Raw genomic sequence first — 22,795 nt, 5'->3', positions numbered from 1 at the left:
AAAAACAACGGTGAAGCCAGCTTCATGGATGAAGCGTATTTTCTTATGGGGAATAAAATATTCCCAATAGCGGCTTTATAGGGGAAATGCGCGGGGGACGTCCAGAGGTTTCTGAAAGTTTTTTAACTGGTGGGAAATATCAGGCGGCACGACAGCGTTTCTGGCCGTCGTGCGCGAGGGGCGGGTTTATTCGTTGCCGTTGCCGTAGTTCATGATCGACAGCAGGCGGATCGGCACCTGCACCAATTGCTCGGGACCGTGGGGCACTTCGCCTTCGAAGGTCAGGCTGTCACCGGCTTCCATGCGGTACAGCTGATTGCCGTGGCGGTAGATCAGCTCGCCTTCGAGCAGATGCAGGAACTCGGTGCCGGGATGGGAGAAGGTCGGAAACTCCTCGCTGGCGTCATCCATGCTGACCATATACGCCTCGAAGCTCTTCTTCGGCCCGCGGGTATGGTTGAGCAGGTGGTAGGTGTGGCCTTTCTCCGTGCCCCGGCGCACCACCTCCATGCCCTGGTCGGCCTTGACCAGCAGGGCACTGCCACCTTGCTGGTCGTACTGGCTGAACAGCTTGGACATCGGCAGCCCGAGCACGTCGCACAGGCGGCTCAGGGTATCGAGGCTGGTGGACACCTGGGCGTTTTCGATCTTGCTCAACATGCCCTGGCTGATGCCGGCGATCTTCGCCACATCGGACAGCTTCAGGTCCTGGGCCAGGCGCTGGCGCTTGATCTGCATGCCCAGGTACTGCTCCAGCTTGAGGCGGGGTTCGAGCTCGTTCGGCATATTCATCGGGACCTGCACGGTTTCTGTTCAATAATATTAGTTTCGCACTGAGAAAGTGCAAGGCGGCAACCTGTGTGGTCCGCCGCTGCGGTGTATTCCCACAAGGAAAACAATTTTCCCATATATACAGCACAAATGCGCGGTCACTGATGTCGCACTTCGGCATGGCGGGACTTGGCAAGGGCTTTGCATTCCTGAAGAGAAATTAACTTTCTTCTGCGGAATAAAGAAGGTTGAGAGCGTCAACTCCATCCCTAGCGCTTTGCCTTTTCACGAGGAGTGAAGACCCCATGTTGCCAGCAGAAACCCAGCGCCTTATCGACAAGCACGGGATCAAGTACGTGCTTGCGCAATTTGTCGATATCCATGGCGCGGCAAAAACCAAATCGGTGCCGGTGTGCGGACTCAAGACGGTGGCGGAAGAAGGGGCCGGATTTGCCGGTTTCGCCATCTGCGGCATGGGCATGGAGCCCCACGGTCCGGACTTCATGGCCCGTGGCGATCTGTCGACCCTGACGCCGGTGCCCTGGCAGCCGGGGTATGGCCGCGTGGTCTGTGTCGGGCATGTCGATGGCCAGCCGCATCCCTATGACAGCCGCTATGTCCTGCAACAACAGGTCCGGCGCCTGCAGGACAAGGGCTGGACCCTCAACACTGGCCTGGAACCGGAGTTCAGCCTGTTCCGCCGTGACGCCGAGGGCAAGCTGCAAGCGGTCGACGCCAGCGACAACCTCGACAAGCCCTGCTACGACTACAAGGGCCTGTCGCGTTCCCGGGTGTTTCTCGAGCACCTGACCGAGTCGCTGCAAGCGGTGGATTTCGAGGTTTACCAGATCGACCACGAAGACGCCAACGGCCAGTTCGAGATCAACTACACCTACAGCGATGCCCTGACCTCGGCCGACCGCTTCACCTTCTTCCGCATGGCTGCCGGCGAGATCGCCAACGACCTGGGCATGATCTGCTCGTTCATGCCCAAGCCCGACCCGAAGCGGGCCGGCAACGGCATGCACTTTCACCTGTCGATCGCCAGCGCCGAGAACAAGAACCTGTTCCATGACGCCAGCGACCCGAGCGGCATGGGCCTGTCGAAGCTGGCCTATCACTTCGCCGCCGGCCTGCTCGCCCATGGCCCGGCGCTGTGTGCCTTCGCCGCGCCGACGGTGAACTCCTACAAGCGCCTGGTGGTGGGTAACTCCCTGTCCGGCGCGACCTGGGCCCCGGCCTTTATCGCCTTCGGCGCCAACAACCGCTCGGCGATGGTCCGCGTGCCTTACGGACGCCTCGAATTCCGCCTGCCGGATGCCGGCTGCAACCCCTACCTGGTCAGCGCCGCGATCATCGCCGCAGGCCTGGACGGCATCGACCGGCAACTGGAAGTCGAGCATGTCTGCAACGAAAACCTCTACAGCCTGAGCCTGGAGCAGATCGCCGCCCGGGGCATCAAGACCTTGCCGCAATCGCTCAAGGAAGCCACCGACGCCCTCGAAGCCGACCCGCTGTTCGCCGAGGTCATGGGCCCGCAAATCGTCGGCGAGTTCATCAAGCTCAAGCGCATGGAGTGGGTGGAATACAGCCGCCATGTCTCCGACTGGGAAATCCAGCGCTACACCGAATTCTTCTGACCGACCGCTTCAACAACCATTCGGGCGGTCGGGGTCAAACCGGGCGTCCTGTGTCTTCGAGGGAGACTTGATATGTGTGGGATCGTAGGGCTTTACCTGAAAAATCCGCAGCTGGAAGCCCGGCTCGGCCAGTTGTTCGAGCCGATGTTGCTGGCCATGACCGACCGTGGCCCGGACAGCGCCGGCTTTGCCATCTACGGTGATGAAGTGGCCGACGGCTGGCTCAAACTGACCTTGCAGGCGACCACTGAGGGTTTCGACTGGCAACCACTGATGGCCGAGCTGGAAGGGCGCCTGGGCTGCTCCCTGGACTGGTTTCAGAACGCCAGTGCCGTGGTGCTGAAAATCCAGGCCACTGAAGCCCCGGTCCGGGCGCTGCTCAATGAGCTGGCGCCGTCGGTGCGGATCATGAGCGCCGGACAGAGCATCGAAATCCTCAAGGGCATGGGCCTGCCGCTGGAGATTTCCCGGCGTTTCGGCCTGGCCGGCATGCAGGGCAGCCACATTATCGGGCATACCCGCATGGCCACCGAAAGCGCGGTGACCCTGGAAGGCAGTCACCCGTTCTCCACTGGCGCGGACCTGTGCCTGGTGCACAACGGCTCGCTGTCCAACCACTTCCGTCTGCGCCAGGAACTCAAGCGCGAAGGCATTCATTTCGAGACCGACAACGACACCGAAGTGGCCGCCGGTTACCTGACCTGGCGCCTGCAACAGGGCGACTCGCTGAAGCAGGCGCTGGACCATTCACTGCGCGACCTCGATGGCTTCTTCACCTTCGCCATCGGCACCCGCAACGGCTTTGCGGTGATCCGCGACCCGGTGGCCTGCAAGCCGGCGATCATCGCCGAAACCGACGACTACGTGGCCATGGCCTCGGAATACCAGGCCCTGTCGAGCCTGCCGGGTATCGAACACGCCAAGGTCTGGGAGCCGGCACCGGCCACCCTGTACCTCTGGGAACGCGAATCAGCTTAAGGAGTGCCTGCATGAAAACCATCGATCTTTCCACGGCCTCGGTGCGCGACCTCAACCAGGCGCTGCATGACCAGGTCCATCAGCTAGAGGACCGTGAATGGGTGGTGACCCATTCCAACGGCAAGCACAACCTCGCGGTGGGGGTGAACCAGGCGGTGTCCATCGATATCCAGGGCCATGCCGGTTACTACTGCGCGGGCATGAACCAGAAGGCGAGCATCACCGTGCACGGCAATGCTGGTGTCGGTGTGGCGGAGAACATGATGTCCGGCATGGTCCGGATCAAGGGCAGCGCCTCCCAGGCGGCCGGAGCCACGGCCCATGGCGGTCTGCTGGTGATCGAGGGTGATGCCGGGGCCCGTTGCGGGATCTCGATGAAGGGCATCGATATCGTGGTCGGCGGCAGCATCGGCCATATGAGCTGCTTCATGGGCCAGGCCGGGCGCCTGGTGGTGTGTGGCGATGCCGGCGATGCCCTGGGCGATTCGCTCTACGAAACCCGTATCTACGTCAAAGGCAGCGTGCAGTCCCTGGGGTCGGATTGCGTCGAGAAAGAGATGCGCGCCGAGCACCTGGAAGAGTTGCAGGAACTGCTCAACCGCGCCGGTTTCGACGAGTCCCCCGCCAGCTTCAAGCGCTATGGCTCGGCCCGTCAGTTGTACAACTTCAAAGTCGATAACGCGTCCGCGTACTGATCCACGCGAGGAGAACTGCCATGAGCGACCCTGTTAACCCAAAAGCCGCTACTCCGGTGCTGCGTGAATCCGCCACCTTCGACCGCCTGACCATCCAGGAAATCCAGCGTGCCGCCGAGACCGGTATCTATGACATCCGGGGTGGCGGCACCAAGCGCAAGCTGCCGCACTTCGATGACTTGCTGCTGCTCGGTGCCAGCGTCTCGCGCTACCCGCTGGAAGGCTACCGGGAGAAGTGCGGGACCGATGTGATTCTCGGCAACCGCTTCGCCAAGAAGCCGATCCACCTGAAGATTCCGGTGACCATTGCCGGCATGAGCTTCGGCGCGCTGTCGGCCAATGCCAAGGAAGCCCTCGGTCGTGGCGCGACTATCGCCGGCACCAGCACCACCACCGGTGACGGCGGCATGACCCCGGAAGAGCGCGGGCAATCGCAGCACCTGGTCTATCAATACCTGCCGTCGCGTTATGGCATGAACCCGGATGATCTGCGCAAGGCCGATGCCATCGAGATCGTCCTGGGGCAGGGCGCCAAGCCGGGCGGTGGCGGCATGCTGCTGGGGATGAAAGTCACCGAGCGCGTAGCGGGCATGCGCACGCTGCCGATCGGCGTCGACCAGCGCAGCGCCTGTCGGCACCCGGACTGGACCGGCCCGGACGACCTGGCGATCAAGATTGCCGAGTTGCGGGAAATCACCGATTGGGAAAAACCGATCTACGTGAAGATCGGCGCCAGCCGGCCGTATTACGACGTCAAGCTGGCGGTCAAGGCCGGGGCCGACGTGATTGTGCTCGATGGCATGCAGGGCGGCACGGCGGCGACCCAGGAGGTGTTTATCGAACATGTGGGGATTCCGATCCTGCCGGCGATTCCCCAGGCGGTCCAGGCGTTGCAGGAGATGGGCATGCATCGCAAGGTGCAGTTGATCGTCTCGGGCGGGATTCGCAACGGCGCCGATGTGGCCAAGGCCATGGCGCTGGGGGCCGATGCGGTGGCGATCGGCACGGCGGCATTGATTGCCCTGGGTGACAACCACCCGCGCCTGGACGAGGAGTTGAAGAAGATCGGCTCGGCGGCCGGCTTTTACGATGACTGGCAGAACGGTCGTGACCCGGCGGGGATCACCACCCAGGACCCGGAGCTGTCCAAGCGCCTCGATCCGGTGGAAGGCGGCCGGCGCCTGGCCAACTACCTGCGGGTGCTGGTGCTGGAGGCGCAGACCATGGCGCGGGCCTGTGGCAAGTCGCACCTGCATAACCTCGATCCCGAGGACCTGGTGGCCCTGACCGTGGAATCGGCGGCCATGGCCCGGGTGCCGCTGGCCGGCACGTCGTGGATTCCGGGTTCGGGCTACTGAACCAAGACTCCAATGGAATCTTGAACACGCCGAAAAACCTGTAGGAGCCAGCTTGCTGGCGATAGCGGCCGCTCAGACGATGCAAGGCTCACCGGCCTCATCGCCAGCAAGCTGGCTCCTGCAGAGAGCGTGCTCAGCCGTGACGGGCCCTGACAGGGACGGCGGTATTTGCACGTTCATCATTCGAAGAGGCCCCGAGGCCCGTCCACTCTCACATTGCTCGCTGCCAGACATCCCCATTCTTTTTGCAGGAGCTTCAATAATGGTCAATCGTCTACCTGGCAAATCCCTTTTACTGCTGCTGGCCCTCGGTGCGATAGCACCCGTGGCTCAAGCAGCCGACACCCCGACCCTCAATACCGGCAGCACCGCCTGGATGATCACCGCGGCGGTGCTGGTGCTGTTCATGTGCCTGCCGGGCCTGGCGCTGTTCTACGGCGGCCTGGTCCGAGCAAAAAACATGCTCTCGCTGTTCACCCAGTGCTTCGGTGTCGCTGGTCTGGTCGGCGTGTTGTGGGTGATCTACGGCTACAGCATGGTGGTCGACACCACCGGCATGATCGACGGCCAGGTGACCTTCAACAGCTTTGTAGGTGGCCTGAGCCGGGCCTTCCTGGCCGGAATGAAACCCGACAGCCTGGTGGGTGATATCCCGGAAGGGGTGTTCGTGACCTTCCAGATGACCTTCGCCATCATCACCCCGGCGCTGATTGCCGGGGCCTTTGCCGAGCGCATGAAGTTCTCGGCGGCGCTGCTGTTCATGGCGGTCTGGTTCACCCTGGTCTACGCGCCGGTGGCGCATATGGTCTGGGGCGGGTCCGGGGCCCTGATGCACAACTGGGGCGTGCTCGACTTTGCCGGCGGCACCGCCGTGCATATCAATGCCGGCGTCGCCGCCCTGGCCGCGTGCCTGATCCTCGGCAAGCGCAAGGGTTATCAGAACGAGCCGATGCCGGCGCACAACCTGAGCCTGACCATGGCCGGCGCGGCGATGCTCTGGGTCGGCTGGTTCGGTTTCAATATCGGTTCCGGCGGCGGTCTCAACGGGCTATCGGGCATCGTCATGCTCAATACCCAGTTGGGCGCCTGTGCCGGTATTCTCGGCTGGATGTTCACCGAGTGGTTCAAGGTCGGCAAACCCAGTGCCCTGGGCCTGGCCAGCGGTGCCTTGGCCGGTTTGGTGGGGATCACCCCGGCCTGCGCCTATGTCGGCGTCGGCGGTGCCCTGGCCATCGGCTTGTTGTGCGGGGTGTTCTGCTACCTGAGTGTGACCGTGCTGAAACGACGCTTCGGCTATGACGACAGCCTCGATGTCTTCGGACTGCATGGCATCGGCGGCATGATCGGCGCGGTGCTGACCGGGGTGTTCTGCGTGCCGTCGATGGGCGGCCTGGTGGAGGGCGTGACCCTGGGCGGGCAGGTCCTGGCGCAGATCAAGGGGGTGGCGCTGACCACGGCCTACTGCTTTGTCGTCAGTTGGGTGATTCTCAAGGTGATCAAGGTGTTGATCGGCTTGCGCGCCGATGAGTCGGTGGAAGAGATGGGGCTGGACCTGGCCGAGCACAATGAGCGCGCTTACAACCATTGAGCCTGGACCCGGTGTGCCGGCCGGTGAAACGCTGTAACGGCTGATATCGCATCGCCGGCAAGCCGGCTCCTACAGGGGGCAGTGTCGACTACCCATTTGCGTACGACACAAACCCAGTGGGAGTCGGCTTGCCGGCGATGGCGTCTGCCAGGACAGCACAACAGCCAGCGTCTACCGGGATTGCTGCAACTGTGTGGCAATCACGGTGTTCTTCATCAGATAGGCAATGGTCATCGGCCCGACCCCACCCGGTACCGGGGTGATCGCGCTGGCCACCAGGCGGGCGCTGGCATAGTCGACATCCCCTACCAGGTGGCTGCCGGTCTCGGTTTCAATCCGGTTGATACCCACATCGATCACCACCGCGCCCGGCTTGAGCCAACTGGCGTCGATCAACTGCGGGCGCCCGACAGCGGCCACCACAATATCCGCCAGCCGGCACAACGCCGGGGCATCGACACTGCGCGAGTGCACCACGCTGACCGAGCAATCGGCCTGCAACAGCAGGGTCGCCATCGGCTTGCCGACGATATTCGAACGGCCGATCACCACCGCGTGTTTGCCGCGCAGATCGCCGCAGGTTTCCTGGAGCAAGCGCATGCAGCCACTGGGGGTGCAGGGCGTCAGCACTTCGACGCCGTGAACCAGGCCGCCGACGTTTTCCCGGTGAAAGCCGTCGACATCCTTGAGCGGGTCGATGGCCTGGATCACGGCATTTTCTTCGATATGCGCGGGTAACGGCAGTTGCACCAGGATGCCGTTCACTGTCGGATCGGCATTCAGTTCGCCAATCAGTTGCAGCAGCTCGGCCTGGCCGGTGCTTGCGGGCAGGCGATGTTCCAGTGAGCGAATGCCGACTTCTTCGGCGCGCAGCAATTTATTGCGCACATAGACCTGGCTGGCCGGGTCGTCGCCCACCAGGACCACGGCCAGTGCGGGGAAGATGGCTTGCCGGGCCAGGTTCGCGACTTCGTCGCGGACTTCATTGAGCACCTGGGCGGCGATTGCCTTGCCGTCGATGTCACGGGCCGGTGCAAGGGAAGAATTCATCGAATGCGTCACCATGGTCTGGATAGGAAAAAGAGTGGGGCCAGGCGTTTGCTGGCCATCCTGCGGTCTCGCAAGCACCCTGGAACCTTGTAGGAGCCTGGCTCGCCAGCGAAGGGGCCCTTGAGGCCGCCAAAAGCTTCGCGGGCAAGCCCTGCTCCTACAAGGTGTGTGTCCTTCAGGTCGGTCAGGCCACCAGCCGGTGGCAGAAATATACCACCAGCACGCCGGCGAGCAGTGTGACATAAGGCAGCATACCCGCGCGCTTGAGTCCGGCATCGGCCTGGATATGCAGGTCGGTCAGCATCGCTTCCGGGAAACGGCCCTTGTCCTGCCAGTAATGGCGCACGACAAACACCGGAATGATCAGCAGCGCCAGTAACAGGCCGGTGAACAGCGTACCGGCGCCCCAGATATCCGCGCCCATTCCCATGCACGCCAGGTTGACGAAGCTCAGCACCCCGCCGGCCGCCAGCAACAGGGTCGGTGCCTTGTACGGACGGGCCCAGTCCGGGCGGTCCAGGCGGTGGATCCAGCCGGCGTTGAGGTTGAGGAAGTTGAAGATGATGTAGCTGACATTCGACGCCGCGAGGACGAACACATAGTCGGACATCAGCAACAGCAGCATATTGAACGTCAGGTCGGTCCACATCGCCGCCGTCGGCGCGCCGTGTTCGTTGGTCCGCCCCAGGTACCTGGGCAACCAGCCGTCCACCGAGGCCTGGTACAGGGTGCGCGAAGAGCCGGACATCGAGGTCATGATCGCCAGCAGCGTGGCCAGTATCAGCATGATCAGCACGATATTGGCCACCAGCTTGCCGCCGCCGATGCTGTCGGCCATCACCTGGCCGACGCCCATGCCGCTGTAGATCGCTGGCGACAGCAGGCCGCTGTAGACGGCGGGAGTGACCACCGCGCCGCTGGCGTCGAGCACCGCCGGCGTCACCAGTTGACCGAGCCCGAGGCTGCCCTGGAAAGCCAGTGGCACCAGGGTGAACACCAGGATGCAGAGCAGGCCCGCGTAGAAGATCGCCTTGAAGGTGTCACGCTTGGGGTCCTTGAATTCCCGGGTATAGCACACGGCGGTCTCGAAGCCGTAGGTCGACCAGGCGGCCATGAACAGGCCGCCGGCCATCAGCGACCAGCCGGAAATATCCCAGGGCCCGTCGATCACCTGTCCGGCGGCGTCGTGGGCCAGGGGGAACAACGGCAGGAAGTTGACCCGCGCCGCGTCGCCGGTAAGCAGCGGCACCACACCTACCAGCAGCAGCGGAATCAGCGAAGTGGCGCCCAGCACCAGGGTCAGTCGCGCCGAACGCAGGATGCCGCCGTGCTGCACGGCGAACACTCCCAGCAGGATCAGCAGGCCAATACCGAAGGTGGCGTTGATGCGCAGCGACAGGCCGCTCTTGACCCAGCCCAGGTCAAGCAGGGTGAACTGCCAGGTGTTGATCAGTGCGTCCGCCGGAAACAGCGCGGTGAGGATATAGCCGGCGGCCAGTCCCGAACCGATGGCCAGCACCGGCGACCAGGCCAGCCAGTTGCACCACACCGACACCGGGGCGATCAGCTTGCTGTAGCGGACCCAGGCGATGGCGCCGTAGACCGAGGCGCCGCCGGACTTGTGCGGAAACAGCCCGGCGATTTCGGCATAGGTGAAGGCCTGGATAAAACCGAACAGGATCGACACGATCCAGACGATCCAGGCCGGTTTGCCCACGGTGGCGGCAATCGCGCCAATGGAGAACAGCACCAGCGCGGGCACGCCGCTGGCGACCCAGAAGGCGCCGCGCCAATCGATCTTGCGGTGCAGGCTGCCGACCGCGGCGGTGGCCGGCGGTACGGTCTCGAACGTCGTCGCTTCCATCGTTGTATTCCCATGTCTGAGTGGAGGGGCGTTGGGCAGTCAAAGTCAGTTGGCGTAACCGTTCGTTATTCCGATCAACCGCGCACCCGGCTCTTGTCCGGGTCGTAGAAGATTGCGGGCGTGACCGTGGCGCTGATGCGCTTCTGCAGGCCATCGACCTTGCCGATCTCAAGCTCCATGCCAATCTCGGCGCAGGCCACATCGACGCGACAGAGGGCGATATTGCTGCCCAGCAGTGGCGAGCGACAGGCGCTGGTGATGACTCCTACCCGGGCCCGCCCGCGATAGACCGCATCGCCATGGTGGGCACCTTCATTGCCGCTCAGTTGCAGGCCCACCAGCTTGTGGCTGGGATGGGCGCTGCGCCGCAGCAGCGCGTCGCGACCGATGAAGTCGTCGGTCTTGCTCTTGAGCGGCACGCTGAAACCGATCCCGGCTTCAAATGGATCGGTCTGGTCGCTGAACTCGTAGCCGGCAAAGATCAGCCCGGCTTCGATGCGCAGCATGTCCAGGGCTTCCAGGCCCAGGGGGACGATGCCCAGGGGCTGGCCCAACTGCCAGATCCGGTCCCAGACCCGCCCGGCGTCCTCGGGCTGGCACCAGACCTCATAGCCCAGCTCGCCGGTGTAGCCGGTGCGGGAAATCATCAGCGGGCAACCGTCGTAGCCGTCCAGGCGCCCCACCAGGAAGCGGAACCAGCCGAGGCTTTCCAGGTCCGGCTGGGTCGGTGGGGTCCAGACCATCTGCTTGAGCAGTTCGCGGCTCAGCGGACCCTGCACCGACAGGTTGTGGATCTGCTCGCTGGCGGACTTGACCCAGACCTTCATGCCCAGCTTCGCCGCCTGTTCCCGCAGCCAGGTGCCGGCATAGTCCTCGCCGCAGATCCAACGGAAATTATCCGGCCCCAGGCGCAGCAGGGTGCCGTCGTCGAGCATGCCGCCGTGCTCGTGGCACATCGCCGAATACACCACCTGGCCGACCGCCAGGCGCCGCACGTCGCGGGTCAGGCAGTACTGCAACAGGGCTTCGGCGTCCGGGCCGAGGATCTCGAACTTGCGCAGGGCCGTCAGGTCCATCACCGCCACGCGCTCGCGGCAGCCGAGGTATTCGTCGATGGCGCCGAAACCGTCGTAGCGCAGGGGCAGCCACCAGTTGCGGTAGTCCGTGAAGCTGCCGGTCAGGCTGCTGGTGCGGCTGTGGAAGCCCGATTCACGGGTCAGGATCGGGTCGGCGTCCGCCGTGGTTCGAGTGCTCATGGCGATGGAAAAACGCTCCTGTTCGCTGTAGACGCGGATATGGATGTCGGTCGGGTTCCAGCCGTTGGCCGGGTCGATGTCGTCGGGGCACGATGAGCTGCCGCAGACTAGGTCGTTCATGGCCTTGAGCAGCACATAGTCGCCGGGGCGCGACCAGGGTTCGTCGAGGGTCATCTGCTGGTGGGCGTCGATCGCGGTGTTGAAGAAGAAGTTGATCGCCGGCCAGCCGGCGCGCGCTTTTACGCCATGGGGGGCGAGGGCGCGGCTGAGGTTGTCGCTGCAGTTGTCGTGCCCGAAATAGCCCTGGCTTTCGTAATAACGGGCGGCGCAGGCGAGGGCGAAGGCGTCGTGACGGCCCACGGTGTCGCGCACCACTTCGAGCATGGGCTGAAACTGCCGGTCGAAGAACTTCGAGAACAGCCCGGGCGCCGGGTAGGCACTGCCGTTCAAGGTGCGGGTGACGGTCGGGTCGAGGTCCAGTTCCTGACCGCGCTCCAGCGCCCGGCGGTCGAAGGCGACAAAGTCCGAGCATTGCCGGCCGGCGACATCCAGCACCTGGATATATTGGCCCTTGGCGACGGTGTAGCCGCGGGCGCTGCCGGCGCGCACGGTGAACTCGTCTACCAGTTCGCCCAAGGGTTCCGGCAGTTCGGGCAGCCACAGCGGCGACGGGTTGGCCCGCTCGACCACCAGGCGAAGTTCGCTGGGCCGGTATTGCCGGTCGACGGCGTGGGGGCTGGCGGGGGCGGCCACCAGCACCAGCAGCGGATCACTGGCGACAAAGCGGCGGCTGTGCCCGGCTACGTTGTCGTCGCCCCAGAGTGAGGCGGCGCGGGGCAGTGAGTGGAGATCGATACCGCGTTTGTGCAAGGCCTGGAGAATGCGTCGGCTGTGCAGGCTCGGCTCAGCCAATTGCCCGGCGATAAACTCGCCGCCCGGCGTGGCGGCCAGTGCCCATTGTGCCAGGGCGCTGTGGCCGTTCGCCGCGAGGGCCAGCAGCTCGCAGGATTGCAGGCCTTCGACGTCGATCACCTGCAAGGTGTCGCCGGGCTCCAGGGCCACCAGGCCGACGCCGCCGGCGGCCACCCGATAACGTTCCTGCGCCGGCGCCCGGGCAAACAGCCCGGGCTCCCGGGGATGCGAAACACGTGGTGCGTTCATGCTGCGACTCCCCTGTCAGCCAACCGACTGGATCGAGGTGGACGGTTCGCCGAGGTAGGCGGCCATGGAGTCGTCCAGCGCGTGCAGCCAGGGTGTGTGATGGGGCGGCGACTGGGTGCCGGTCATCAGCGAACGGTAGGACTTGTCGCGATAACCCATGATGTTTTCGGCCTTGTCGTGCTTCCAGTGCAGGAAGGTGTCGTTGACCGCGGCGATGTCGAAATCGGGGTAGTCGGTGGCGTCCACCAGTTGCTGGATATAGGCGCCCTGGTACTCGAACATCTGCTGGTTGGTTTCCAGGGTCTGCTCGCGTGCGTGCCATTGCCGGCTGTCGGCGACCATCTCGGCGTGAGACGGCAAGGCGATGCGCCCGAGGATGACGTCGCGGGCATACCAGGCCTGGGCGTCGAACATGTTGAAGGAGTACCACTGGTCCTGCATGCCGAGGTAGATCATCCGTGGGTTGGGCTCCCAGAACACGCCCTTGTACAGGTTCATCGGCCACAGGCGATTGTCGGTCTTGAGGCAGAGTTCGTCCGGCAGGAACGGGAAGTGATGCTTGTAGCCGGTGCAGAGGATCACCGCGTCGATGTGCTTGCTGCTGCCGTCGGCAAAATAGGCGCGGTTGTTTTCCAGGCGTTGCAGCAGCGGTTTTTCCTCCCAGTTGGCGGGCCATTGGTAGCCCATCGGTGCGCTGCGGTAGCAACTGGTGATGCTCCGGGCGCCGTATTTGTAGCACTGGGAGCCGATGTCCTCGGCCGAATAGCTGCTGCCGACGATCAGCAGGTCCTTGCCCTTGAATTCCAGGGCCTCGCGAAAGTCATGGGCGTGCAGGATGCGTCCGGCGAACTGCTCGAAACCCTCGAAGTACGGGACCTTGGGCGTGGAGAAGTGGCCGCAGGCATTGATCACGTAGTCGAAGCTTTCCTCGGTCTGAAGATCCTGGTTGTAGTCATGGGCCTGGACAGTGAAGCGGCCGCTGTCGGCGTCGAAGCTGACCTGGCGCACCACATTGTTGAAGCGAATGTACTGGCGCACCCCGGCTTTTTCCACGCGGCCCTTGATGTAGTCCCAGAGCACTTCCCGCGGCGGGTAGGAACCGATGGGTCGGCCGAAATGCTCTTCGAAGGTGTAGTCGGCAAACTCCAGGCACTCCTTGGGGCCGTTCGACCACAGGTAGCGGTACATGCTGCCGTGCACCGGCTCACCGTTTTCGTCCAGGCCGGTGCGCCAGGTGTAGTTCCACATGCCGCCCCAGTCGCTCTGCTTTTCGTAGCAGACCAGTTCCGGGATCTCGGCGCCTTTGTCACGGGCCGACTGGAAGGCTCGCAGTTGCGCCATGCCGCAAGGGCCGGCGCCGATGATTGCCACGCGTAAAGTCATGATCGTGCCTCTTAATGATGGGGTCGGCGCTCAGCGAAAGATCACTGTCTTGTCCTGGTTGATGAAGACCCGGTGTTCCAGGTGATATTTCAGGGCCTTGGAAAGCGCGACGGTTTCGGTGTCGCGGCCGATGGCGACCAGGGAATCGGGCCGGTGGGTGTGGTCGACCCGCTGGATTTCCTGCTCGATGATCGGGCCCTCGTCCAGGTCGCTGGTGACGTAGTGGGCGGTGGCGCCGATCAGCTTCACGCCACGGTCGTAGGCCTGGTGATAGGGCTTGGCACCCTTGAACCCCGGCAGGAACGAGTGGTGGATATTGATCGCCCGGCCTGACAGCTTGCGGCACAGGTCGTCGGAGAGGATCTGCATGTAGCGGGCAAGCACCACCAGGTCGGTGCGGGTTTCCTCGACGATGCGCAGCAGCTCGGCTTCCTGCCCGGCCTTGGTGTCCTTGGTGATCGGCAGGTAGATGAAGCGGATGCCCTCGCGCTCGGCCATCGGCCGCAGGTCCAGGTGGTTGGAGACCACGGCGGTGATGGTCATGTCCATCTCGCCCTTGCGGTGGCGATAGAGCAGGTCGGTCAGGCAATGGTCGAACTTGCTGACCATCAGCAGCACTCGCGTCGGTTCGGCGCCGCTGAACAGCTCCCACTGCATGTCGAAGCCGCCGGCCAGGCCACCGAGGCCTTCGCGCAGTGCGCCGACGTCGGCGCTCGAACCTTTGTTGAAGCGGAACACCGCGCGCATGAAGAAACGCCCGGTGAACTCATCGTCGAACTGCGCCAGCTCGCTGATGTAGCAGTTCTGCCCGGCCAGGCAGGAGGTGACCGCCGCGACGATGCCGGAGGTGGCCGGGCAGGTGATCTTGAGAATGTAGTGTGGCTCTGGATGGTCCATGGAAACTCCCGGGGTGGCTCAGCCCTTGGCGGTGCGTTTGGTTTTCTGCGGATCGTCGAAGGGCAGCGCGTGGCTGACGGCGCCGGTTTCCAGGCTGCCGCGCACTTGCAGGGCGATACCGGGCACGGAGCAGGCGACGTTCATGCGGGCGATGGCCATGGAGCGTTTGCTCAAGCGCGAATACATGCCGCAGGTGACCACGCCGACCTGTTGGCCGCCTTGCCAGAGGGTGTCGCCGGCCTCGGCGGCACGGACGCCGTCCAGCAGCAGGCCAGTGATCTTGAAGCGCTCGCGGCCCTGCAGGCGGCGGTGTTCCTCGGCGCCGCGGAAGTCGCGTTTTTCCGGCGAGACGGTGAACTCCAGGCCCATTTCCCAGAGGGTGTCGCCGGGCTTCTCGTCGGCGAAGGGGTACATCTGCGAGTTGTCGTAGGGGAAGAACATCAGCGAACTTTCCACCCGCAACCAGTCCAGGGCGGTAAAGGCGCAGGGAATGATGCCCAGGCCCGCGCCCTGTTCCAGGATCTGGTCCCAGAGCAAGGGCGCATCGGCGGCCTTGCAGAAGATCTCGTAGCCGCGCTCGCCGGTATAGCCGGTGCGCGAGATCATCACCGGGCGCTCGAACAGCCGGGTCTGCAGGTGGTGGAAGTAGGGCAACTGGCGAATGCCGGGCACGTGCTCGGCAAGAAAATCCACCGCCAGCGGGCCTTGCAGCGACAGGTCGTGGAGATCGTCGTCGAACAGCACCGCGACCTGCCGGCCCTGGGCCGAACGCACCAGCATTTCATGGCCGCTGCCGGCACCATGGACCACCATGAAGGCGTTGGGGCCGGTGCGGTAGACGATGCAGTCGTCGACGAACTTGCCTTCCTCGTCGAGCATCGAGGCGTACACCGATTTGCCCGGATACAGCTTGCTGATGTCCCGGGTGGTTGCCCATTGCAGCAGGCTCTCGGCGTGGGGGCCGACGTAATGGACTTTTTTCAGCCCGGACACGTCCATCAGTCCGGCCCGGGTGCGGATTGCCTCGTGGTGATCGGCGAGGTCGCTGGCGTAGGTCCAGGCGGTGCCCATGCCGTTCCAGTCTTCCAGGTTCGAGCCGAGTGCGCGGTGGCGCTCGGCGAGTGCGGAAATGCGCCATGAATGAGCCATATGCAGGTCCTTGTCGGTCAAAAATTGGGTAAGGGGTCAGGCGTCGGGGTCGAAGCGGCTCAGCCACTTGACCAGGGTCTCTCGGTAGCGGGTCATGCCCTTGTAGTCGGCGATCGGCTCCGGCAGGTCGCGCAGCACGCGGTGCAGGCGGCAGCCCCAGCCGGGCTGGCTGACCAGTTCGTCGAGGCTGATCAGGTAGGTGCGGATGCTGAACATCAGGCCGTTGCTGCGGGGCAGGCGCGCCATCAGTTGCAGTTCGACCCGCAGGTGCACCAGGCGACCGGCGTTTTCGGCGGTGACACTGCCGCGGTCGGCGCCCCATTCGTGGAAGGTTTCCGGCGAGGAGTCCAGGCGCGGATTGATCGTCAGCGTCCAGTTCAGGCGCCGCACCGGCTGGCCCACCGGGACATTGAGCAGGTATTTCAGGGCCCGCTCGAAGATGCCCATCTGGTGGGCCATGGGCACCGGCGAATGCCATTGCTTGAAGCTCATGCCGGCATCGAAGGCCAGCGACCAGTCCGCCGGGCTGGTGACCATGCCGGCGTCCATGAACAGGTCGCCGTCGCGCTGGTCGAGCAGGGCGAAATCGCCCTGGACCTGGCGGGTGATGAACTCCAGCGGCTCGCACGGCAAGGTCGTGGCGTCGCCGAAGATAAAGCGCTGGTCGATAGCCAGGGCCTTGTTGCGCCAGTGCCAGTTCAAGCCGTCGCAGTCGAGTTCGAACCACTGCGGATAATCGGCGGCGAGCTTTTCCATCAGCATTTCCAGGGCGTCCCAGGCGGCTTCCTGCATATGCGGCATTACCAGGTAGCGGCGTGGGTCCTGGTCCAGGACCCGGGCGCGTTCGGCCATTTCCGAGCGGTAGTGCTCGTCGATATCGAACCAGTGCTCGTAGATCGAGCCGGGATCCTTCGAGTTCGCCGGTTCGATATTCACCGAATAGAGGTAACTGTCCTCGCTGAAGGGGAACGGAAAACGCTGGATGGCCTTGGGGCTGTTGCGAAAGTTGAAGGGCTCCCGGTAGGTCTGGAGTGGGCTGAATTGAACGGACATGGTCGACTCCTAGAGATCTAGCAAAACCCGCGGGCCGCAACCGCGCGAGACACAGGGCATAAGGAACTCGGCCTGTTCGGCACGGCTCAGGAAGCTGTCGCGGTGTTCGATTTCGCCGTGTAGATGGCGGGTCATGCACTGGCCGCAGACCCCGCCACGACACAGGCTGGGTGGCGCGATGCCGGCGCTTTCCAGGGCTTCGAGCAGGCTCTGTCCGGCGCTGACCTGAAGGCGGCGGCCGCTGCGGGCCAGTTCCAGTTCGAAGGGCCGGCCGGGCTGCGCGGCGCTGAAGGCTTCCCAGTGCACGCGGCTGGCGGGCCAACCGAGGCGGTTCGCGGTTTCCCGTACCGCATCGAGCAGGCGCTGCGGACCGCAGGTGTAGACATGGCTGCCCAGGGGCCGGTCGCGCAGGATCGTCGACAGGTCACACGGCGTACCGGTGGCGTAACGATGCAGGCGCGGCCCCAGGCGTTCCTGCAACTCGTCGAGATAGGCATCGGTCAGGCCCGGCCGGTAGAGGTAGTGCAACTCGACATCCGCCCGCCGCCGTTGCAGGGCGTCGAGATAGGCCATGAACGGGGTGATGCCGATGCCGCCGGCAATCAGGATGTGTAGTCGCGCGGTCGAGTGCGGGGCAAACAGATTGGCTGGCGGCGAGAGGATCAGGGTGTCGCCGACTTCGACCTGTTGGTGCAGGTAGCGCGAGCCGCCTCGCGATGTCTCTTGCAGGCGCACGGCGATACGGTAGTGACGGTGGTCGGCCGGGTCGCCGGTCAGCGAGTAGGCGTTGCGCAAGGTGTGTTCCCCCAGCGGCAGATGGACCTGCACATGGCTGCCCGAAGAGAAACCCGGCAAGGTTCCCGCGCAAGGCACCAGGGTGAATTCGCGGACCAGGGGCGTGAGCAGGCGCGCCGCGCTGACCCGGACCTGTAGCGGCGTGCTCATGGGTGGGCTCCAGCATAGGGGCGGTCGGTGTCGTCGCAGACCCCGAGGTAGGCCCCCAGGCGTCTGGAAAAGTGCGCACGGACGCCCAGTCGTACCTGGCAACCGATGCAGTTGAAACGGTCCGCCGCGCCGGCGGCCTGGGTCAGCCCGCAATGCACGCAATAGATCCGGCGGCTGCCGGGGGCCGAGAGGATCATGTCGATTTCGTCGTCGTGCAGCCCGGCGTTGCGGGCCTGGCCATGGACCAGCCAGATAAAGGCTTCGTCGCCGAGGATGTACAGGTGACAGCCGACGCTGGCATCCGCCAGCACGCCGGTGAGATGCGCGGGGAAATCCCGGCCCTGGGCGTTCAGCAGCAACGGCTGGTCGAGCCCTTCGACAAAGGCCGCGCCGGCTGCCGTCGACTGCATGACGACGATGTGCCGGCGTGTCGCCTCGCGGGGCATCGGTTCCCGGTAGACGGGGAGGCTGTGAAGCCGGTCGGGGACGGCGCTGGGTCTATCCATCATGGTGAATTTCCTGGCTGACTTGTTTCTTGCTGGGGAAGATAGTTTCCCAGAAGGAATTTCCACTCAATCTGGAAAAAGCAGTACCTCTTTGGAGATAGCCCGTCGTTATTGGGCGGCGGGGCATGGAAGTTGCTCAGCAGTGGTCAGGGCGGAGCAACCGGACGGGGAGTCATCGACAGTGCGAACACGACCGCAGTGGTGGGGCCGCTGGTTTCAGCGCGTGAGCCCCGGGCAAGTCCGCCAGGTGCGCGGGCTGCTGGCCGAGTTGCCGCTGTGCCTGATGCACGCTGACGGTGCCTGGCCACGGCTGCTGGACCGTTTCGAAGCACTGCTGCCCGGTTACCGCCTGAACCTGATACTCGGTGACGAGGACCTGGGCCCGGCCCGTAAACAATTGACCAGCCTGTGCCACGGCGAAGCCAACTGCCCCTGGCGCGGCGGTGTGGTGAGCGAGTTGCCGCAGCCCTGCACGGCGTGTCGCCGGCACGGTACGCACCGCCTGCTCTGTGCCTTGCCTGAAGTGGGTAGCGCGCAGCGCGGCCTGTTGTTGCTCGATGCACCGGGCCCGGTCGGCCGGACCTTGCGCCAGTTGCTGGAGGAGGCGGCGCGGGCGGTCGGGGTCACGGTGCAACTGCTGCGGCACAAGCGCGAGCAGCAGCGCAAACACGCCACTTCCCAGCACGGCGCCCTGGCCCGGGAGCTCCATGACTCGGTGGCCCAGCAGCTGGGCTATCTGTCATTCCAGGCGCGGCTGATGCAGTCGCGCATGGGCGAGCCGGCCCAGGCGGATGCGTCGCTGGGGGAGCTGCGCAGCGGCCTGAGCCAGTTGCAGCGCCAGGTCCGCGAGCTGATCACCAGTGCCCGCCTGACCATGGACGGGCGTTCGCTGCGCCAGGCCCTGGCGGACTCGGTGGCGGAGTTTTCCCGGCGTTGCATCATTGTCTTCGAGCTGGACAACCGCCTGGCCGACGATGCCCTGAACCCGGAAACCGAATTGCAGATCCTGCAGATCATCCGCGAGGCCCTGGCCAACGCGGTGCGCCATTCCCATGCGCGGCACGTGCGCATCGAACTGCGCCAGACCCAGGAGGGCGAGGTCTCGGTCGCGGTGGAGGATGACGGCATCGGGCTGAGCCAGGCCTGTGGCGAAGACAACCATTTCGGCCTGGAAATCATTCGTGAGCGGGCCAGCAGCATCGGCGCGCGACTCTCCATCGAACCGATCCGGCCCCACGGTGTGCGCGTGCACCTTGGCCTTTCCCGCCACCCAGACGATCCCCAGGGGAGTTTCAATGGACTGCACGACCTTATTGTTGATCGATGATCATCCGCTGTTCCGCAAGGGGCTGGCGCAGTTGTTCGCCGCCAGTGAGGATTTCGAAGTGGTGGGCCAGGCGGCCAGTGGGCGGGAAGGTATCAACCTGGCGTTGAGCCTGGCGCCGCAACAGGTCCTGCTGGATCTGCACATGCCCGGCCTCAGCGGTTTGCAGGTACTCGATGAGTTGCGCCAGTTGCGCCTCGGCTGCCAGATCGTGGTGCTGACCGCGTCGATGGACCGTGGCGAGTTGCTCGCCGCGCTGCGCCTGGGCGCCAATGGTTATGTGCTCAAGGAGACCGAGCCCGATGCGTTGCTGGCCTATATGCGCAACTGCAACAAGGGCGCGATTGTCCTCGACGACACCCTGGTCTCGCTGCTGGCCGGGCAGGGTGAGTCCACCCCGGCGCCACACCGGGCGGACCCCGGCGGCCTGACCGAGCGCGAAGGCCAGACGCTGGCGCTGATTGCCGCCGGCATGAGCAACAAGCAGATCGCCCGGGAATTGGGGATCAGCGACGGAACGGTAAAGATCTACGTGAAGAATCTCCTGCAGAAGTTGAGCCTGCACTCACGCCTGGAACTGGCGGCGTGGGTGCACAACGTCGGTAGCGGGCGACCAGAGGAGCGTCATTAGCCATGGACAAGCGTGGATCACTGTTGGAATCGCTGTTGAACGAGCCGGCCGAAACGGCACTGGACCGCTTCCCGGTGGCCCTGTTGGAGCTGGGCGACGATGCGCGGATCGCCCGCTTCAATAGCGCCTGGGTTGCCTTGATGGACCGGCCGCAGGCCCAGCGCCCGCTGATCGACTACGTGCATCAGGAGGACCGTCCGTTATGGCGGCAGGCGCTCCACGAGTTGCGCCGCCGCCCCGAGACCGCGTTCAGTCAGCGCCTGCGTTTTGTGCACCCGTCGGGGGAGTTGCGCTGGTTCGAGGTCAATCTCAAGCGCAATGCCGACGGCTTTTGCCTGGCAGTCGGTGATGTCACCGCGCACAAGCGTCGGGAAATTGCCTTGCAGGCCAGTCAACGCAGCACCTTGAGCCTGCTGGACAGCATGCCCGGACTGATTTATCGCGGACGCAACAATCGGGATTGGACGATGGAGTTTGTCAGTGCCGGCTGCCTGCAACTGACCGGCTATCCGGCCCAGCGCCTGGTGGACAACCATGACTTCACCTACAACAGCCTGATTCATCCGCAGGATGCCGATTACGTCTGGCGAGCGGTGCAATATGCCTTGTCGCGGCAGGAGGCGTTCGAACTCAACTACCGGATCCGCTGTGCCGACCATTCGATCAAGACGGTGTGGGAGAAGGGCGTGGGGATCTATTCGGACAATCGCGAGGTGCTGGGGATCGAGGGGGCGATTTTCGAACGCAAGGTGCCATGATCCCGAGCGGGTCACGGCGATGCGGGAGCAACCGGTCGGTGCTCCCGCGGTCTGGCGAGGCTCAACGGAAGGCCGGCACCACCTGTTGGATAAACAGCTCCAGCGATTTCTTTTTCTCGGCGTGGGGCAGACTGTTGTCACACCAGAAGCTGAACTCGTCGACCCCCAGCTCCTGGTAATAACGGATCCGCGCGATCACTTCCTGCGGTGTGCCGATCATGGTGTTCTTGCGGATATTCTCCAGGGCGAATTCCGGCCGTTCGGCAAATTTTTCTTCCGGGCTCGGCGCCAGGAAACCGTTGACCGGCACCTGCTTGTTGCCGAACCAGGCGTCGAAGGTCCGATAGAACTTCGAGATCGCCGTGGCCCCGACTTTCCAGCCTTCGGGATCGTCGACCGCATGCACGTGGGTGTGGCGCAGCACCATCAGTTGCGGGCGCGGCACCTCGGGATTGTTGTCCAGCGCGGCCTGGAACTTGTTCTTCAGGTCCAGCACTTCCTCGTCGCCCTTCATCAATGGCGTGACCATCACGTTGCAGCCATTGGCCACGGCGAAGTTGTGGGAGTCCGGGTCGCGGGCGGCGATCCACATCGGCGGGTTGGGCTTCTGGATCGGCTTGGGCACGCTGGTGGAGGTGGGGAATTTCCAGATATCGCCGTCATGGGCGTAGTCGCCTTGCCACAGGGCGCGCACCACCGGAACCATTTCCCGCAGTGCCTGGCCACCCGAGGAGGCGGGCATGCCGCCGGCCATGCGGTCGAACTCCACCTGATAGGCGCCACGGGCCAGGCCGACTTCCATCCGGCCATTGCTGATCACGTCCAGCAGGGCGCATTCCCCGGCGACCCGCAACGGATGCCAGAACGGCGCGATGATGGTGCCGGCGCCCAGGTGAATGGTGCTGGTCTTGGCCGCGAGATACGCCAGCAGCGGCATCGGGCTCGGCGAAATGGTGTATTCCATGGCGTGGTGTTCGCCGATCCATACGGTGCTGAAGCCGCCGGCCTCGGCCATCAGGGTCAGTTCGCTGAGGTCCTCGAACAATTGGCGGTGGCTGACACTTTCGTCCCAACGCTCCATGTGGATGAAGAGGGAAAACTTCATGACGCTTACCTCGGGTCTTTTGTTGTTGGCCGGCAGGTCTGTCTGCTGATTTATTGGTATACCATAATACTGTTTATTGCCCTTAAGCAAGGACCGCCTGCGCAGTGTTGTACTGGCTCAGGCGAGAACGGGCAGGGCGCCCATCTTGCCGTGGCAGTAGATCATCGGCCCGGCGTCCTGGCGCGGCACGATCAGGTTCTTCACCGCGCCGACCATGATCGCGTGGTCGCCCCCTTCATACTCGCGCCACAGTTCGCATTCGATGATGGCGCTGGCATTGGGCAACAGCGGGTTGCCCAGTTCGCTCAAGGTCCACTGGATGCCCTGGGCCTTGTCCTTGCCTTTGCGGGCGAAGGCATAGGCCTCGTTTTGCTGGCCGCCGGACAGCACATGAATGGCAAAACGCTTGTTCTTGATCAGCACCGGATAGGAGTCGGAGCTGTAGTTGGGGCAGAACAGCACCAGGGCCGGGTCCATGGACAGGGAACTGAAGGCGCTGGCGGTCAGGCCCACCACCTGGCCGTCGTCATCCAGGGTGGTGATCACGGTGACTCCGGACGGGAACGAGCCCATGACTTGTTTGTAGATGGCGGCATCGATCATGGGGCGGTCCTCGGGTGGCTGGAGCTGCTTTTTGTAGGATTTAAGTATTATGGTATACCGTAATACCATGCATGCAAGAG

Annotated in this window: 20 protein-coding genes; 8 read left to right on the top strand and 12 right to left on the bottom strand. The window is 64.0% G+C overall.

Going from position 1 to position 22,795, the window contains the following annotated elements:
• Window positions 1-186 precede the first annotated feature (186 nt).
• Complete coding sequence (locus HX830_RS01520; RefSeq protein ID WP_103495377.1) at window positions 187-792, bottom strand: helix-turn-helix domain-containing protein; 606 nt, start codon at window positions 790-792, stop codon at window positions 187-189.
• 284 nt (window positions 793-1,076) lie between these two features.
• On the opposite strand from HX830_RS01520, the gene glnT reads away from it, so the two are divergent.
• The 5 genes from glnT to HX830_RS01495 all read left to right on the top strand — a co-directional run bounded on the left by glnT (window position 1,077) and on the right by HX830_RS01495 (window position 7,030).
• Window positions 1,077-2,411, top strand: coding sequence for a type III glutamate--ammonia ligase (gene glnT, locus HX830_RS01515; protein WP_177098744.1), 1,335 nt, complete (start codon window positions 1,077-1,079; stop codon window positions 2,409-2,411).
• Between the two features lie 72 nt (window positions 2,412-2,483).
• The gene (locus tag HX830_RS01510; protein WP_177098743.1) at window positions 2,484-3,389 is read left to right on the top strand and encodes a class II glutamine amidotransferase; all 906 of its coding nucleotides are present in this window, start codon (window positions 2,484-2,486) and stop codon (window positions 3,387-3,389) included.
• A gap of 11 nt (window positions 3,390-3,400) precedes the next feature.
• The gene (locus HX830_RS01505; protein WP_103495373.1) at window positions 3,401-4,084 is read left to right on the top strand and encodes a protein glxC; all 684 of its coding nucleotides are present in this window, start codon (window positions 3,401-3,403) and stop codon (window positions 4,082-4,084) included.
• A 20-nt stretch (window positions 4,085-4,104) separates the two neighbouring features.
• A complete protein-coding gene (locus tag HX830_RS01500; protein WP_103495374.1) occupies window positions 4,105-5,442 on the top strand; it encodes an FMN-binding glutamate synthase family protein in 1,338 nt (445 codons plus the stop codon).
• Between the two features lie 262 nt (window positions 5,443-5,704).
• Complete coding sequence (locus tag HX830_RS01495; protein ID WP_103495375.1) at window positions 5,705-7,030, top strand: ammonium transporter; 1,326 nt, start codon at window positions 5,705-5,707, stop codon at window positions 7,028-7,030.
• Window positions 7,031-7,201: 171 nt separating this feature from the next.
• On the opposite strand, the gene folD is transcribed toward HX830_RS01495, so the two are convergent.
• From folD to HX830_RS01450, 9 genes are all read right to left on the bottom strand, one after another.
• Window positions 7,202-8,080 (bottom strand): bifunctional methylenetetrahydrofolate dehydrogenase/methenyltetrahydrofolate cyclohydrolase FolD, encoded by an 879-nt coding sequence (gene folD, locus HX830_RS01490; RefSeq protein WP_177098742.1) that lies wholly within the window; start codon window positions 8,078-8,080, stop codon window positions 7,202-7,204.
• Between the two features lie 184 nt (window positions 8,081-8,264).
• On the bottom strand, window positions 8,265-9,944 hold the full coding sequence (locus tag HX830_RS01485; RefSeq protein ID WP_103499805.1) for an APC family permease: 1,680 nt from the start codon (window positions 9,942-9,944) through the stop codon (window positions 8,265-8,267).
• Between the two features lie 74 nt (window positions 9,945-10,018).
• Complete coding sequence (locus tag HX830_RS01480; RefSeq protein WP_177098741.1) at window positions 10,019-12,361, bottom strand: DUF1989 domain-containing protein; 2,343 nt, start codon at window positions 12,359-12,361, stop codon at window positions 10,019-10,021.
• Between the two features lie 15 nt (window positions 12,362-12,376).
• Window positions 12,377-13,744, bottom strand: a complete 1,368-nt coding sequence (locus tag HX830_RS01475; RefSeq protein ID WP_103499803.1) for an NAD(P)-binding domain-containing protein — start codon at window positions 13,742-13,744, stop codon at window positions 12,377-12,379.
• 30 nt (window positions 13,745-13,774) lie between these two features.
• Window positions 13,775-14,641 carry a formyltetrahydrofolate deformylase gene (gene purU / locus HX830_RS01470; protein ID WP_177098740.1) on the bottom strand — a complete coding sequence of 289 codons (867 nt, stop codon included), beginning with the start codon at window positions 14,639-14,641 and terminating at the stop codon, window positions 13,775-13,777.
• Window positions 14,642-14,659: 18 nt separating this feature from the next.
• On the bottom strand, window positions 14,660-15,790 hold the full coding sequence (locus HX830_RS01465) for an aminomethyltransferase family protein (protein ID WP_177098739.1): 1,131 nt from the start codon (window positions 15,788-15,790) through the stop codon (window positions 14,660-14,662).
• Between the two features lie 36 nt (window positions 15,791-15,826).
• On the bottom strand, window positions 15,827-16,843 hold the full coding sequence (locus tag HX830_RS01460) for a heme-dependent oxidative N-demethylase family protein (RefSeq protein WP_177098738.1): 1,017 nt from the start codon (window positions 16,841-16,843) through the stop codon (window positions 15,827-15,829).
• 9 nt (window positions 16,844-16,852) lie between these two features.
• Entirely contained in the window at window positions 16,853-17,788 is a 936-nt protein-coding gene (locus tag HX830_RS01455; RefSeq protein WP_177098737.1) for a PDR/VanB family oxidoreductase, read from the bottom strand.
• Entirely contained in the window at window positions 17,785-18,297 is a 513-nt protein-coding gene (locus tag HX830_RS01450; RefSeq protein ID WP_177098736.1) for a dimethylamine monooxygenase subunit DmmA family protein, read from the bottom strand. The genes HX830_RS01455 and HX830_RS01450 overlap by 4 nt, the downstream gene beginning before the upstream one ends.
• A gap of 220 nt (window positions 18,298-18,517) precedes the next feature.
• Here HX830_RS01450 and HX830_RS01445 point away from each other — a divergent pair, with 220 nt between their 5' ends.
• From HX830_RS01445 to HX830_RS01435, 3 genes are read left to right on the top strand one after another with little or no spacing between them, the layout of a single operon-like run.
• Window positions 18,518-19,621: a sensor histidine kinase gene (locus tag HX830_RS01445; RefSeq protein WP_247263226.1), complete on the top strand. Its 1,104-nt coding sequence runs from the start codon at window positions 18,518-18,520 to the stop codon at window positions 19,619-19,621.
• Window positions 19,590-20,249 (top strand): response regulator, encoded by a 660-nt coding sequence (locus tag HX830_RS01440; protein ID WP_177098734.1) that lies wholly within the window; start codon window positions 19,590-19,592, stop codon window positions 20,247-20,249. The genes HX830_RS01445 and HX830_RS01440 overlap by 32 nt, the downstream gene beginning before the upstream one ends.
• Window positions 20,250-20,251: 2 nt before the next feature.
• Window positions 20,252-21,007, top strand: coding sequence for a PAS domain-containing protein (locus HX830_RS01435; protein WP_177098733.1), 756 nt, complete (start codon window positions 20,252-20,254; stop codon window positions 21,005-21,007).
• 61 nt (window positions 21,008-21,068) lie between these two features.
• On the opposite strand, the gene HX830_RS01430 is transcribed toward HX830_RS01435, so the two are convergent.
• Both HX830_RS01430 and HX830_RS01425 read right to left on the bottom strand, forming a co-directional pair.
• Window positions 21,069-22,112, bottom strand: a complete 1,044-nt coding sequence (locus HX830_RS01430) for an LLM class flavin-dependent oxidoreductase (protein ID WP_152739456.1) — start codon at window positions 22,110-22,112, stop codon at window positions 21,069-21,071.
• Between the two features lie 117 nt (window positions 22,113-22,229).
• Window positions 22,230-22,715, bottom strand: a complete 486-nt coding sequence (locus tag HX830_RS01425; RefSeq protein ID WP_100943743.1) for a flavin reductase family protein — start codon at window positions 22,713-22,715, stop codon at window positions 22,230-22,232.
• Between the last annotated feature and the right edge of the window lie 80 nt (window positions 22,716-22,795).

The organism is Pseudomonas gingeri, assembly GCF_013385425.1.
Taxonomy (GTDB): Bacteria; Pseudomonadota; Gammaproteobacteria; order Pseudomonadales; family Pseudomonadaceae; genus Aquipseudomonas; species Aquipseudomonas gingeri_D.
Note: the sequence above shows the minus strand (reverse complement) of the source record. Positions and strands in the feature narration are given on the sequence as shown.